This window comes from Sphingomonas sp. IW22 (genome assembly GCF_041321155.1).
Taxonomy (GTDB): Bacteria; Pseudomonadota; Alphaproteobacteria; order Sphingomonadales; family Sphingomonadaceae; genus Sphingomonas.
In genome coordinates, this window is the sequence record NZ_JBGGWB010000004.1 from 142,350 (window position 1) to 156,882 (window position 14,533).

At 66.1% G+C, this 14,533-nt stretch carries 12 protein-coding genes; 10 read left to right on the forward strand and 2 right to left on the reverse strand.

What is annotated here, in order from left to right; all coding sequences use genetic code 11:
* Nucleotides 1-103 precede the first annotated feature (103 nt).
* Entirely contained in the window at nt 104-1,306 is a 1,203-nt protein-coding gene (locus ACAX61_RS15435) for an AAA family ATPase (protein WP_170172178.1), read from the forward strand.
* A 267-nt stretch (nt 1,307-1,573) separates the two neighbouring features.
* Nucleotides 1,574-2,551, forward strand: coding sequence for a ParB/RepB/Spo0J family partition protein (locus ACAX61_RS15440; protein WP_170172177.1), 978 nt, complete (start codon nt 1,574-1,576; stop codon nt 2,549-2,551).
* Between the two features lie 186 nt (nt 2,552-2,737).
* On the opposite strand, the gene ACAX61_RS15445 is transcribed toward ACAX61_RS15440, so the two are convergent.
* Nucleotides 2,738-3,679 carry a hypothetical protein gene (locus tag ACAX61_RS15445; protein WP_170172176.1) on the reverse strand — a complete coding sequence of 314 codons (942 nt, stop codon included), beginning with the start codon at nt 3,677-3,679 and terminating at the stop codon, nt 2,738-2,740.
* Between the two features lie 238 nt (nt 3,680-3,917).
* On the opposite strand from ACAX61_RS15445, the gene ACAX61_RS15450 reads away from it, so the two are divergent.
* Nucleotides 3,918-5,078, forward strand: coding sequence for a site-specific integrase (locus ACAX61_RS15450; protein ID WP_370715645.1), 1,161 nt, complete (start codon nt 3,918-3,920; stop codon nt 5,076-5,078).
* A 278-nt stretch (nt 5,079-5,356) separates the two neighbouring features.
* Here ACAX61_RS15450 and ACAX61_RS15455 read toward each other — a convergent pair whose 3' ends face one another.
* Nucleotides 5,357-5,626, reverse strand: coding sequence for a metal-sensing transcriptional repressor (locus ACAX61_RS15455; protein ID WP_370715646.1), 270 nt, complete (start codon nt 5,624-5,626; stop codon nt 5,357-5,359).
* Nucleotides 5,627-5,713: 87 nt separating this feature from the next.
* Between ACAX61_RS15455 and ACAX61_RS15460 the strand changes: the two genes are divergently transcribed.
* The 7 genes from ACAX61_RS15460 to ACAX61_RS15490 all read left to right on the forward strand — a co-directional run bounded on the left by ACAX61_RS15460 (nt 5,714) and on the right by ACAX61_RS15490 (nt 14,521).
* Nucleotides 5,714-7,039, forward strand: coding sequence for an MFS transporter (locus ACAX61_RS15460; RefSeq protein WP_370715661.1), 1,326 nt, complete (start codon nt 5,714-5,716; stop codon nt 7,037-7,039).
* A 41-nt stretch (nt 7,040-7,080) separates the two neighbouring features.
* The gene (locus tag ACAX61_RS15465; protein ID WP_370715647.1) at nt 7,081-7,473 is read left to right on the forward strand and encodes a hypothetical protein; all 393 of its coding nucleotides are present in this window, start codon (nt 7,081-7,083) and stop codon (nt 7,471-7,473) included.
* 53 nt (nt 7,474-7,526) lie between these two features.
* Nucleotides 7,527-8,786: a TolC family protein gene (locus ACAX61_RS15470; RefSeq protein WP_370715648.1), complete on the forward strand. Its 1,260-nt coding sequence runs from the start codon at nt 7,527-7,529 to the stop codon at nt 8,784-8,786.
* Complete coding sequence (locus ACAX61_RS15475) at nt 8,783-9,940, forward strand: efflux RND transporter periplasmic adaptor subunit (protein ID WP_370715649.1); 1,158 nt, start codon at nt 8,783-8,785, stop codon at nt 9,938-9,940. Before ACAX61_RS15470 ends, ACAX61_RS15475 begins: the two co-directional genes overlap by 4 nt.
* Nucleotides 9,937-13,170: an efflux RND transporter permease subunit gene (locus tag ACAX61_RS15480; protein ID WP_370715650.1), complete on the forward strand. Its 3,234-nt coding sequence runs from the start codon at nt 9,937-9,939 to the stop codon at nt 13,168-13,170. The genes ACAX61_RS15475 and ACAX61_RS15480 overlap by 4 nt, the downstream gene beginning before the upstream one ends.
* A 77-nt stretch (nt 13,171-13,247) precedes the next feature.
* On the forward strand, nt 13,248-13,925 hold the full coding sequence (locus tag ACAX61_RS15485) for a HupE/UreJ family protein (RefSeq protein ID WP_370715651.1): 678 nt from the start codon (nt 13,248-13,250) through the stop codon (nt 13,923-13,925).
* Nucleotides 13,925-14,521 carry a hypothetical protein gene (locus tag ACAX61_RS15490; RefSeq protein WP_370715652.1) on the forward strand — a complete coding sequence of 199 codons (597 nt, stop codon included), beginning with the start codon at nt 13,925-13,927 and terminating at the stop codon, nt 14,519-14,521. Before ACAX61_RS15485 ends, ACAX61_RS15490 begins: the two co-directional genes overlap by 1 nt.
* Nucleotides 14,522-14,533 lie beyond the last annotated feature (12 nt).

Consider the following 14,533-nt stretch of genomic DNA (forward strand, 5'->3'; position numbering starts at 1 on the left):
GCTCGGAGATCATCGGTGAACTTGTAAGTCCGGTGGCCATTTTCTTGCCCGAAACTGCCAACACGGCTATCGTGGCGTATCAAACCCACAGAAGCGGACTGCGATGGCTAACGACCACACCCTAGCACAGCCGGACGACCTCATCGAAGGTGGTCTGGACGTGCTCCACAGAAAGTCGCTGACGATCCTTAAGCGCATCCGTGACAGCGCGGTGGATCCTGAAACGGGTCAGAAGACGGGCCCGACCTTCCCGATCTCGAAAGCTGCTGCACTGGTCGGGCGGACGGCATCTGCCGTACGGGAAGCGGAGCGCGACGGCCGCCTCCCCGCTCGGGGCCGAACGGGCTCCGGGCATCGGCTGCAGTACACGCTCGAAGAGCTTGATCATATGCGCGAGGTGTTTGGAACGCGTCCTTGGCGCGAGCCGACCGACACCCCGGCGATCATCTCGGTCTGCAACTTCAAGGGCGGCGTGGGCAAGTCGACGATCGCGCTGCATCTTGCTCAGCATTTTGCAATCAATGGCTACCGGGTTCTGTTCATCGACTGCGACAGCCAAGCGTCGTCAACCATGATGTTCGGCTATCGCCCCGACGTGGACCTTGACGAGGAAGACACGCTTTACGGGCATTTCCACAATCCGGAGCTGCTCGGCGTTCGCAAGATCATCCGCAAGACGCACTTTCACAACCTCCACCTGATCCCGTCGAACCTGCGGCTTTATAATCTCGAGTATGAGATCGCCGGTCATATGGCGCGAAATCAGAACATGGAGATCATCGACCTGATCGCGCAGGCGATCGATGAGGTGGTTGACGACTATGACGTCGTAATCATGGACCCACCGCCGGCGTTGGGCATGGTGTCGATGGCTGTGCTTCAGGCCGCCAATTGCATGGTCATACCGGTGCCGCCGAGCCTCGTCGATTTCGCCTCGACGGTCTCGTTCATCGACATGACGCGAACGACGATGAAGCAGCTCGAGCAACTCGCCGGGCGGGGGCGGCCGGCCTATAATTTCATCCGGCTGGTCGGCAGCCGTGTGGATGAGAGCAAGTCGATGCACCGGGAAGTACTGTCGATGATGCGGCAGGTTTTTGGTGGCTCAATGACGCAGTCGGTGATGGTCACAAGCGCGGAAATCGACAACGCAAGCTCACGGATGAAAACCGTTTTCGAGCTCGAGAGGCCCGTAACGTCGCACGAGGTCCACAACCGCTGCATGAAGCATCTTAACGACGTCTGCCAGGATATCGAGCAGGACGTTTTGCGCACCTGGGCGAGCAGGGCGGGGGGGCAAATCTAGGGGCAGTTGCTACGTGGCAACTCCAACGTTTTTCTCACCAGCGAGCGCGGGCAATTTAGGAGCGAGACAAAGCAGGAATCACCAAGTTGCCACGTGGCAACAAAGTGGAAGAACGCAGTAAAAGCAACGGTTTAGGCCGGAAATGCATGTCAGATCGCACACGACAGAATGAAAGCGCGAGGGCCTGCGGGAGGAGCAGTTGCCACGTGGCAACTTTGGCCTGCTGGCGCCCGTCGGCGAGGGCACGAGAGAAGGAGAAAAGTGCCGATGAGCAAGGGCAATAAGGGCTTCGGCTCGATGTTCACAGAGGGGCTAGACGACGAGGAGAACCTCGATAAGGTGACCCCTGCCGACGGCATCATGGCAAGCCGCAGCCAGACGCTCGCCCGCATCGCGACCGGGAAAACGGTCGCCGACCGGACAGAGTGGGTCGATCCGGAACGGTGCCGCCCATGGCGGATGCACAATCGCGACCTCGACCATCTGACCGAAGATAGCTGCCGCGATCTTATCGACTCCTTTCTCTCCGCCAAGAAGCAGCGAATCCCCGCTATCGTCCGGCGGCTGAAAGACGACCCGAACTTCGACTTCGAGATCATCGCCGGCGTCCGACGCTGGTGGACGGTGAAATGGCTCCGGGCGCATCACCACCCCGAGTTCGAATATCTCGTGACGATCCAGAGTGTCACCGACGAGGAGGCGTTCCGGGTTTCAGATGTCGAGAACCGCTCGCGCAAGGACATCTCGGATTGGGAGCGGGCCAAAGAATATACGGTCGCGCTCGCTGAGTTCTACGAAGGTTCGCAGTCGCAGATGGCCGAGCATTTGAACCTCTCCAAGTCATGGCTGAGCCGGCTGCTCGACGTGGCGCGCTTGCCCGAGGCAGTTGTCGCAGCGTTCTCCGATACGCACGACATTACGGTACGTGTCGCGCGTGACATCAAGCCGCTTACGGGAGATTCGAAGGCCCTCGCCAAGATGCGCGACGAGGCCGAGCGCATCGAAGAGGAGCGGAACAAGACTGGCGTCAGGCTTAGTGGGCCCGAAGTGGCGAAACGCCTAGTGAAGGCAACCGCTGCGCCCAGTGTAAAGGGCGGCGCCGAGAAGGAGATTACCGGCAGGGGCGGCAAGGTCATCCTGCGCTACACCAAAGCGCGGGGAGGCGGGCTTACGATCAAGGTGCCGGCGAAAGCCGAGGCTTCACCGGCTGAGCTGCTCAAGGCGATCGAGGGACTGCTGGCGTAGCGCGGACGATGTAGGCACCGAGATCTCGTAACCGGCTTACATTGTCCATTAGATTGACGGTGTTATACGAATTGCACGCGTGCAATTCGGCAGACGGTCGCTCGGAAGGCACCGACTTTGCACCCGATCTCGCGGCGGAGCTTACCGGCGGGTCGCGCCACAACAGGAGAAGCAATCCGCGCTGTGCTAGACCAGCGCTGGGTGTGAGGTCTGCGGCAGCGAAGCGAGCAACTTACGGGCGCCTTGCGGGGTCACACCCAGCAGACGCGAGACCGCGCTTGGGTGAAGGCCCGGATAGGCAAGCTGCAGGCGGGCGAGGAGAGGGGCCTTGCTCCGCTTCGTGACGGCCAGATCGGTCTGGATGCGCGACGCCGCACGCTCGATCGCGTCGAGGTCGCGCAAGCCAGCCTGCGCGGTTCGGCTGATCGCCTGCGCCAAGGTGCCCGCCAGCTCGGCGGGGGAGGGGGGCAGAAACTTCGGCATCAGGATGAACGAGGGGATCACCCGGGTCGTGAAGCCGACGCGGCACAGCATTAGCGGTACGGCGGCGGAGATCAGCCAGTTTCGGTTGCGTCCGCGGGGTGGCAGGTCGAGAGCGCGACCATCGACGCTGACGACATCCCAGCTGCTTGGTGTTGCCGGTTCGGTCAGCGCGAACAGCTCGAAGATGCGGTTTGCGACAGCAAGGAGGTCGCCGGAAGGGAAGGGGGCGTCCGCCGCGGTCCGCAGCTGTCGCCACATCGGCCCGAAATGCGCCAGGTCCTCAGCCGCATAAACCTCCGCCTCGGTGCGGTCATCGAGTACCCTACGAAGCACATTGAGTGTAGCGCGGGCGAGCGGATCCTTGAGATCCTCGTCGCGGCTGAGCGCAAGGTGGAAGACGGCGGCAACCGAGATCGGATCATTGAGACCTTCGGACGCGCGGGGCGGGGGCGTGCGGCCGGCGATCCAGTCCTGCAGGTCGCGTACCGCGATCGGCACGCCGGCGAGACCGGCGAGTGCGGCGGCGCCCTCCAGGCGCGCGCGCGCGAGGAAGATGTCGGCGCAGGGGCTACCGTGCAATCGGCCATCGAGGCGCCCGAGCAGGAGCAGGCTGTCGTCGGCGCGCAGGGCTTCAGTCCGCGTCATAGGGTGGCAACGATGCCAGAGAGCGAAACCAAAGTCAGCAGTTGGTTTCGCTCCCAATTAGTGTTCAGTCGTGTACCTGCGATAATTGCACTTATCATATAAGCCGAATTGACGCCTGTCTATAAGGTCCGCTACAGTGGCCGCCATGGAGGCCATAGCATCAGAGGGGCAGGAAAGCCCTGAAACCGGCGATTTCGACGCCTCTGGCGCTGTCGCGGCCGCCCTGACGCCGGCGACGATGCCCGAGCTTGCCTGGACTGCTACCCAGATGCGGGCCGAGACCCGTATCGTCATCAACGCTGAACTGATCGCGGCCTATCAGGCCGCCAGCTCGCCGCACTCGATCCGCGCGCTCAAATCCGATCTTGAGGCATTCGACTTCTGGTGCCGACGCATGAAGAGGATTGCGCTACCGGCGACGCCGGAGATCGTCGCCGACTACCTCGATGCGCGGGCAGCGAAGGGGGCTAAGCCGGCCTCGCTCGGGCGCTACAAAGCATCGATCGCCAAAATCCATCAGCTGCTCGACCTCAAGGATCCCACCCAGGCTGATCTTGTGAAGTTGCGGCTGCGCGCGATCCGGCGCGAGAAGGGCACCGCGCAGGCTCAGGCGCGTCCGTTGCGCTTCAAGGGGCCGGTGCGAGACGTGGAGCGCGACAGTCCGCGCGGGCTGAATGTGCGGGCATTGCTGGAAGCTTGCGCGGACGATGTGCCGGGCCTGCGGGATCGAGCGCTGTTGTCGGTGGCCTATGACACGGGGCTGCGCGCATCCGAGCTTGTAGCGATCAAGGTGGATGACATCCTCGAGGCGCTTGATCCAGAGGCGCGCCTTCTTGCCATCGCGCGCAGCAAGGGAGATCAGGAAGGCGAGGGGGCCACAGCTTATCTGTCACCACGTTCAGTGCGGGCAATCGCAGCATGGAAAGAGGCGGCAGGGATCGACGCGGGGCCATTGTTCAGGCGGGTGCAGGTCAGGCGCTACAAGGCGCGGGCAGCCGTAAAGGGCCGTTCGATCGACAGCATCTCGGGCCGGGAGACCTGGGATTTGCGCAAAACGCTTTCAAAGCCCGCGGTCAAGGCGCGGATCGAATATGACATCGGTGCCTCGGCGCTCCATCCGGGATCGATCGGACCGATCTGGCGGGCAATAATCCAGCGCGCATTCGACTGCGGCGCATTGGGAGACCTGACCGCTGATGATCTGTCGCGGCTTCTAAAAGGGATCAGCGCGCATTCGACGCGTGTGGGCCTCAATCAAGACCTGTTCGTTGCGGGCGAAGATCTGGCTGGGATCATGGATGCGCTGCGCTGGAAAAGTCCGCGCATGCCGCTCGCCTATAATCGCAACCTGGCTGCTGAAGCTGGAGCGGTTGGTCGTCTTGCGCGCAAGCTGGAATGAGTGAGCTTGGGACAAAGCTGCCGTGCCCTAAACGGCATCTGGAACGGCAGCTCTTGCCACGTTCAGACGTCCCTGGAGGGACACCTTGTATCACGGGTTTGACCAAGAGCTGCACGGCGGGTTCCAGACAGAACGAGGATCGGTGACAGCAGCGACCGTCCCAAGAACGATATGCCGCTCGCGCAGCAAGTCCATTCAACGCCCGGCATGATGCCGGAGACGGGGGTTGTTTCGTATCAACCTTTTGTTGCAGCGGCGCTGCTGCTGATTTGGATGAGTTACCAATACTTCGAAATCGCCCGGAACTCTTGAATCGCCTGCTGCGGACCTTCGCCTTCCTCTGCATGGACGAGGCAATGGTCGATATGGTCGTTGATGAGCGCGCGCTTGGCGCTGGCTATGGCGCTTTCGACGGCCTGGAGCTGTTGCGCAATGTCGACGCAGGGTCGCTCCTCCTCGATCATGCCGACAATGCTGCGCAGATGACCGGCAGCGCGGTTGAGCCGCTTGATGATCGCCGGGTGGCTGGTGTGTGCGTGATGGGCCATGCCCCCATGTAGTGCGCTCCACCGGGCGCTGTCGAGTATCCCTCCGGGGGGATAGACAATATCCCCCCGGGGGGATATGTGGCGAACATGCTCAGCGTTCTCGCCAACCGCACCTATCGGCACCTGTTCCTCGCGCAGATCATCGCGCTGATCGGAACCGGCCTCGCGACGGTCGCGCTTGGCCTGCTCGCCTACGACATAGCGGGCGGCAGCGCCGGGGCGGTGCTGGGGACGGCGCTCGCCATCAAGATGATCGCCTATATCGGCGTTGCGCCGATCGCCGGCGCCTTCGCCAACAGGGTGCCGCGTCGCGCGCTGCTGGTCAGCATGGACGTCATCCGCGCCGGGGTCGCCGTCTGCCTGCCGTTCGTGAACCAGGTGTGGCAGGTCTATGTCCTGATCTTCGTCCTGCAATCGGCATCGGCCGCGTTCACCCCGACCTTTCAGGCCACGATCCCCGACGTGCTGCCGGAGGAGCGCGACTACACCCGAGCGCTGTCCCTATCCCGTCTCGCCTACGACATGGAGAGCCTGACGAGCCCGATCCTCGCGGCCGGGCTGCTGACGGTGATGAGCTACCACTGGCTGTTCTCGGGCACCGCGATCGGCTTCGTCGCGTCGGCGCTGCTGGTCGTGTCGACCGTCCTGCCCCGACCGGCGCCGGTCGAGGCGGAGGGCGGCATCTACGACAAGACGACGCGCGGCACGCGCATCTATCTCGCGACGCCGCGTCTGCGCGGCCTCCTAGCGCTGACCCTGACCGCCGCTGCGGCGAGCGCAATGGTCATCGTCAACACCGTGGTCATCGTGAAGGGCATGGGCCTCGGGCAGCGGGACGTCGCGCTGACCCTCGCCGCCTTCGGGGGCGGCTCGATCACCGCCGCTCTGACCCTGCCCCGCATCCTCGACCGGATCGCGGATCGGACCGTCATGCTGGTCGCTGCGGCCGTGCTGACGCTGGCGCTGGCGGCGCTCGCCGCGATCACCGCCACCATGCAGCCAGGCCCCGCCTATTGGCACGTCCTGCTCGGCGGATGGCTGGTGCTTGGCGTCGCCTATTCGGCGAGCGTCACACCGTCCGGACGGCTGCTGCGCCGATCGGCCAACGCCGACGATCGCCCCGCCCTGTTCGCGGCGCAATTCGCGCTGAGCCACGTCTGCTGGCTCGTCTGCTATCCGCTCGTCGGTCAGCTCGGCGCCCGCGTCGGGATGGAAGCGGCGTTCGGCGCAATGGCGATCCTTGCCGCGATCGGCACCCTGGTCGCTGTCCGTCTATGGCCGGCGAACGACCCAGACGTGATCGCGCATGAGCATGGTGACCTCGCCGCCGACGATCCGCATCTGACCGTCCACAGCCACGGCGACCACCCTTATGTGATCGACCGCCGGCATCCGAAATGGCCGGGCAAGTGATTTCCTTGCCCGATAACCGACGTCCGCCTACGCTGCGCGCGATGGCGATGCGTCGTTCCTCTTCCGCGATCCTCGGAGTCGTGCTGGCGCTTGTCGCCATGCTCGGCCTCGTGGTCGTGTCGGGGTGGCACAGCGCGATGATCCACGACCACAGCGTCGTTCAGGTTGCCGCGGTCGATCACCATCACGACCACGACCAGGCCGATGACCATGCGGTTGCGGCGGAGCAAGACGATCATGCGCCCGCCAAGCAGGGCGGTGGCGACGGGCCGGTGCATCTTCTCGCCCATGCAGCCGGTCATTGGGTCGCCTTCGACGGCCCGGCGACCGCGCCGGTGCCGGCGCTTGTGGCCGCTCGCGCGTGGTCGATCCTAACGGCATCGCTCATCGGCGGCATCGATCCGTCCAAGCTCCTGCGCCCTCCGCGCGGCTGAGTCTCGCCGGCGCGCGACGCGCTGACTGACTTACCCCCGGAGGATCATGGACTATGAACGGCAGTTATCGCCGGCAGCGCGTGCTTGCGCTGGCCGGCACGCTCGCGGCGCTATGCCCCGCAGGCGCAGCGTGGTCGCAGACCGCGCCCCCATTCGCACAGCTCTTGAGCCAGACGCGCGACGTGCCGCGCGTCACGGCGCTAGAGGCCGACGTCGCGCGAGCGCGGGGCCTTGCCGAGCAGGCACGCGCGCGTCCCAACCCGTCGATCAACGTCTATGCCGAGAACTTCGCCGGCGACCTTGATCGCAACGCCCGCAATCAGCAGCAGACGACCTTCCAGATCGACCAGCCTATCGAGCTGGGCGGGAAGCGATCGGCCCGGATCGCCGCCGGCGAAGCCGGCATCGTCGCTGCGCAGGCGCGGAACCGCGACGGACGCCTCGTCTATGCGACCGAGCTGGCGCGCGCCTATGTCGGCGCCGAGATCGCCGATCGCCGCATCGCGCTCGCCGAGGACGAGGTTGAGGAGGCAATCGCCGACCTGAAGGTGGCCCGTGCCCTCGTCGGGGCGGGCAAGGAAGCCCGGCTGCGCCAGGTGCAGGCGGAAACCGAACTCAACACGCTCCAGGCTGATCTTGAGAACGCCCGCGCGCTCAAGACGGTCGCGCTGGCACGGCTGTCCGCCCTCGCCGGCTCGCCCACGCCGTTCACCGGCGTTTCGGAATCGCTGCTCGATCGCCTCGACGCCAGGCCGACCATCGGGCCGATCGACCCGATGCAGGCGACGACGGTGCGCGTCGCGGAAGCCGAGCGCGATGCGGCCGCCCGGGCGGTGACGGTCCAGCAGCGTCTCGCCATCCCGAACGTCACCGCCCAGCTCGGGGTCCGCCAGCTCCGCGTGGCAAGCGGTCCGGCAGTCGTTGCCGGCGTATCGGTGCCCCTGCCCTTCTTCGATCGCAACCGGGGCAACATCGCCGCCGCGCGCGCCGATCTGCAAGGGGCCGAGGCGCGGGCCGCAGCGGCACGGCTCGAAGCGGAGGCCGGCACCCGCGCCGGGCTCGCGCTGGTCGAGGCGGCCGATGCCCGTGCCGCTGCCGCACAGCGCACGATGGCGACGGCCGAGGAAGGCTATCGCCTCGCCCGCATCGCCTATGAGGCGGGCAAGTCGCCGCTGATCGAACTGCTCGCCGCCCGCCACAATCTCGGGGTCGCTCGCGGCGTCATTCTCGATGCCGCTGCCGCCCGTCTCGACGCTCGCGCCAATCTCGCCCGTCTTCAGGGCCTCACCATCACGGGGGAAGCGGTCCAATGACCGACAGGAATCGTCTTTACACCGGCGCCGCCATCGGCCTGGTCGCCGCCGCGGGGCTCGGGTTCGGTGCCGCGCGCCTTACCCAATCGCCCGTCCCTGCACCCGCTGCCATGGAGGCGACGGCAGCGCCGGCCAAGCCGTCGAACACGGTCGCGATGACATCCCAGGCGCTCGCCGCCTCGCAGATCGCCGTCGCCCCCGCAGCCGCCGGCGAGCTGGACGCCGCAATCCTAGCCTCCGCCACGGTCGAGGCCACCCCCGATGCCGAAGCGGTGCTGACCGCCCGCGCGCCGGGCGCGGTCAGCCGGATCATGGTCCGCATCGGCGATCCCGTTCGTGCCGGTCAGACCCTCGCGCTGGTCGAGAGCCGTGACGCCTCGCAGATCGCGGCCGATCGCTCGGCCGCATCGGCGCGCGTGACCCTTGCCGCTCGCCAGCTCGCGCGAGAGCGCAGCTTGCTCAATCAGGGTGTCAGCCCCCGTGCCGACTTCGAGTCCGCACAGGCCAACCTCGCCGTCGCCGAGGCCGATGCCCGGCGCGCCAGCGCCGCAGCCGGCGCCGCGCGCGTGTCGGGAGACGGGCGCTCCGTCGCCGTCGTGAGTCCGGTGGCGGGCCGCGTCACCAATGCCGCCGCCAATCTCGGCCAATTCGTCGCGGCCGAGACCGAGCTGTTCCGCGTCGCCGACCCGCGCCGTCTCCAGATCACCGCCAGCGTGCCCCCCGCCGATGCGGGCCGCGTGCGTGAAGGCGACCGCGTGGAGCTGACCACCAACGACGGTCGCACGATCGAGGGACGCGTGCGCTCGTCCACCGGCGTCGTCGATCCGCAGTCGCGGACCGCCACCGTGATCGTGACGCCGACCGCAGGCGGCAGCACGCTCGCCCCCGGCCAGCTCGTCCAGGCGCGCATCCTCGCCAGCGGCGGTGCCGCCAAGAGCGGCGTGATGGTGCCGCAGGACGCGGTGCAGACGCTTGGGACCGAGAGCGTGGTGTTCGTGCGGACCGCCCAGGGCTTCCGCGCGCAGCCGGTCCGGATCGGCAGCCGATCGGGCGGCATGGTGGCGATCACCGGCGGCCTTTCCGCCGGCACGCCGATCGCCACCACCAATGCCTTCCTGCTCAAGGCCGAGATCGAGAAGGAGTCGGCGGAATGATTGGCCGCATCCTCTCCCTCTCGGTCCGGATGCGATGGCTCGTCGCCTTCCTGACCCTCGTCGTCATCGGCTTCGGCCTGTGGCAGATCACCAAGCTCCCGATCGACGCGGTGCCCGACGTCACCAACCGTCAGGTGCAGATCAGCACCTTCGCCCCGACGCTCGGGCCGGTCGATATCGAGAAGCAGGTCACGTTCCCCGTCGAAACCGCGCTTGCGGGCATCCCCGGCTTGGAGATGACGCGCTCCATCTCGCGCAACGGCTTCAGCCAGGTAACGGCGGTTTTCGCCGATTCCACCGATATTTACTTCGCGCGCCAGCAGGTCACGGAACGGCTCGCGCAGTCGCGCGACAGCCTGCCCGCCAACGCGCAGCCGATCCTCGCACCGCTCAGCACCGGCCTGGGCGAGATCTTCTTCTACTCGGTCGCCTTCCGTCACCCCGACGGCAAGGGCATCAAGACGGTCGACGGGAAGCCGGGCTGGCAGTCGGACGGCAGCTATCTCACCCCGGAAGGTGAGCGGCTGACCACCGAGCTGGCGAAGGCCGCCTATCTTCGCACGGTCCAGGACTGGATCATCCGCCCGCAAATGCGCGCTGTGCGCGGCGTCGCCGGCGTCGATTCCAACGGCGGCTATGTGAAGCAATATCTGATCGAGCCGAACCTGAACGCGCTCGCCAGCTACGGCCTGTCGGTGACGGAGCTGGCGGACGCGATGGAGCGCGCGAACCTCTCCGCCGGGTCCAACTATGTGCGCCGGGCCGGCGAGAGCTTCCTAGTCCGCGCCGATGCCCGGCTGAAGTCGATCGAGGACATTCAGGAGGCGGTCGTCGCCACCCGCAACGGCGTCCCGGTCCGCGTCAAGGACGTGGGCCAGGTCGTGATCGGCGGTGCAGTCCGCACCGGCTCGGGTAGCCGCATGGGATCGGAAGCGGTCATTTCGACCGTGCTGATGCTGGTCGGCGACAACAGTCGCATCGTCGCAACCGATGCCGCCGAGAAATTGACGCAGATCAACAAGGTGCTGCCGCCCGACGTGTTCGCCGAGCCGGTCTATAATCGATCCAAGCTCGTCAATGCCACGATCGCGACCGTCGAGAAGAACCTGACCGAAGGCGCGCTGCTCGTCATCGTCGTCCTGTTCCTGCTGCTCGGCAATATCCGCGCCGCGCTCATCACCGCCGCGGTCATCCCGATCACGATGCTGATGACGGCGGCCGGCATGAACGGGCTTGGCGTGTCCGGCAACCTGATGAGCTTGGGCGCGCTCGACTTCGGCCTGATCGTCGACGGCGCGGTCATCATCGTCGAGAACGCGCTACGCCGCCTCGCCGAGCGTCAGGAGCATGAGGGTCGCCTTCTCACCCGCGAGGAGCGGATGGAGGAAACCACCCTCGCCGCGAAGGAGATGGTGCGGCCGACCGTCTATGGTCAGCTCATCATCTTCCTCGTCTTCGTGCCATTGCTCACCTTCCAAGGCGTCGAGGGCAAGACGTTCGCGCCGATGGCGATCACGTTGATGGTGGCGCTCGCCTCCGCCTTCGTCCTGTCGCTGACCTTCGTGCCGGCGATGATCGCGATCGTGGTGACGGGCAAGGTCAGCGAGACCGAGGTGAAGCCGATCCGCTGGTTCAAGGAACGCTACGCCCCCGTGCTGGGGCGGGCCGTTGCCCGGCCGATGCCCTTTATCCTGGGCGGCGTCGGTGTGTTCGCAGCGGCGGTGCTGAGCTTCGGCCTGCTCGGCGAGGAGTTCATGCCGCAGCTCGACGAGAAGGACATCACCGTCACCAACTTCCGCGTGCCATCGGCCTCGATCGACCAATCGACACAGATGCAGCTTCAGATCGAGAACGCCCTGAAAACGCTTCCCGAGGTGGCGCTGGTCTTCTCCAAGAACGGCAACGCCGACCTTGGCACCGATCCGATGCCGCCCAATGCGTCGGACACTTACGTCATCCCCAAGCCGGAAGATGAATGGCCGGCAGAGGTGAAGAGCAAGGAGGACATTCTTCGCCGCATCGAGGAGCGGATGAAGCCGCTCATCGGCAACCGCACCGAGATCCAGCAACCGATCCAGATGCGGTTCAACGAGCTGATCGCCGGCGTCCGGTCGGACGTCGCGATCAAGCTCTACGGCGACGACCTCGACGCGATGAGCGAACAGGCGAAGCGCATTGCCGTGGCAATGCGCACCATCCCCGGCGCGGCCGATGTGAGTGCCGAGCAGACGTCGGGTGCCCCGACGTTTGACGTGCAGATCGATCGGCAAGCGGCAGGTCGCTACGGCCTGTCGGTAGAGGAGGTGGCGAACACCGTCTCGGCCGCGCTCGGCGGTCGCGAGGCCGGGCTGCTGTTCGAGGGCGACCGCCGCTTTGACGTGGTGGTCCGCCTCCCCGACGCGCAGCGCGACGACGTGGAGACGCTGGGCTCGATCCCGGTGATGCTGCCCGCGGCCGAGGGTCAGGTCGCGCGCTCGATCCCGCTCAGCCAGGTCGCGCGGTTCAGCTACACCCAGGGGTTGAACCAGATCAGCCGCGAGAACGGCAAGCGCATGGTGGTCGTCCAGATCAACGTGCGCGGGCGCGATCTAGGCGGCTTCGTCCAAGAGGCGCAGGCCAAGATCGGCCAGATGCAGCTTCCCGCCGGCATGTATACGGCGTGGGGCGGCACCTTCGAGAGCCTGCAATCCGCGCGGTTGCGGCTCCTGATCGTCGTGCCGATCTGTTTCCTCGCCATCTACGCGCTGCTCTACATGGCGCTGGGGGGCTTCATCCCTGCGGCGATCGTGTTCTCGGCCGTGCCGATGGCGCTGGCGGGCGGCGTGTTCGCGCTGTTGCTGCGCGGCATCCCCTTCTCGATCACCGCCGCTGTCGGCTTCATCGCCCTATCGGGCGTCGCGGTCCTCAACGGGCTCGTGATGATGAGCGCGATCGGGAAGCGGCGCGAGGAAGGGCAGAGCGACGACGAGGCGATCGTGGGTGGCGCGATGGAGCGCGTCCGCCCAGTGCTGATGACGGCATTGGTCGCGTCGCTCGGCTTCGTGCCGATGGCGCTCGCCACCGGCACCGGCGCCGAGGTGCAACGGCCGCTCGCGACCGTCGTCATCGGCGGCCTCATCACCTCGACCGCCCTCACGCTGCTGGTGCTGCCAGCGATCACCGCGCTCGCAAGCCGTTGGTCGCATCGGCGCCGCACCGACCCTGCCACTCCTACCCACGCCATCGCGTGACGAACCGGAGACGAGACACCGTGGACATATCCATCACCCGCCCGTGGCGGCTCCCGCCGCCTTTTCGCGCCGCGTCAATGTTCATCGCGGTCGCCGCGGCGACATTCATGGCGAGCGCCGCCTACGCACACGGCGTCGCCGAGGGCGATCAGGCGTTCATTGAAACGATCAACGGACCGGCCCCGGGCGCCTTCCTCTACCTTGGCGCCAAGCACATGGTCACGGGCTACGACCATCTGCTGTTCCTGTTCGGGGTGATCTTCTTCCTCTACCGGATGAAGCAGGTCGCCGCCTACGTGACGCTCTTCGCGATCGGCCACAGCACGACGCTGATCGCCGGCGTCCTGCTCGGCACCCACGTCAACCCCTACGCGATCGACGCCATCATCGGCCTGTCCGTCGTCTATAAAGCGCTCGACAATCTAGGCGCCTATCAACGCTGGTTCGGCGTCCAGCCCAATACCAAGGTCGCGGTGCTGGTCTTCGGCCTGTTCCACGGCTTCGGCCTAGCCACCAAGCTCCAGGACTTCGCGCTGCCGTCGAACGGGCTGTTGGTGAACCTGCTGTCGTTCAACGTCGGCGTCGAGATCGGCCAGTTGCTCGCCCTGTCCGCGATCTTGATCGGGATGGGCTATTGGCGTCGCACCCCCAGCTTCCGCCGACACGCCATCGCCGCGAACGTGGTCCTGATGACCGCCGGCTTCGTCCTTACCGGCTACCAGCTCGCCGGCCTCATTCTCGAAGGGAACGCCTGATGACCAGCTCGAACCTCCCGAATGCCGGCGATCTGCCGACGCTACACCAACTCAATCGGGCGACCCTCACCGCGTTCGGCGTCGCCGTCGTGCTGCTCGTCACCACCATCCTTCCCGCGGAATATGGCGTCGATCCGATCGGCACGGGCCGTCTGTTCGGCCTCACCCGCATGGGCGAGGTCAAGCAGGCCGAACATGCGGCCGAGGCCGCGACGGCACCCGCAGTCACAGCGCCGTCGCCGGCAGCATCGGGCGCGCCGGCTACCGCACAGACCGCCGAGGTCAAGATCACGCTCGCGCCCGACGAGGGCCGCGAGGTGAAGGCCGACATGCGCGCCGGGGATCGAATGACATACGCATGGTCGACCGGGGGACCGGAGGTCCGCTTCGAGCTGCATGGTGAGGAACACGGCGCGCCCGCCGACCAATATTCCAGTTACGAGAAAGGCTCATCCGCCGGCGAGAAGGGCGAGTTCCAGGCGCCGTTCGACGGGATGCACGGGTGGTATTGGCGCAACCGCACCGCTGCGCCCGTCACTATCACCGTGACGGCCACCGGCACGTTCCGCAGCTTCGCCGCCAAGCCGAAATCCTGATCGCAGCACCCC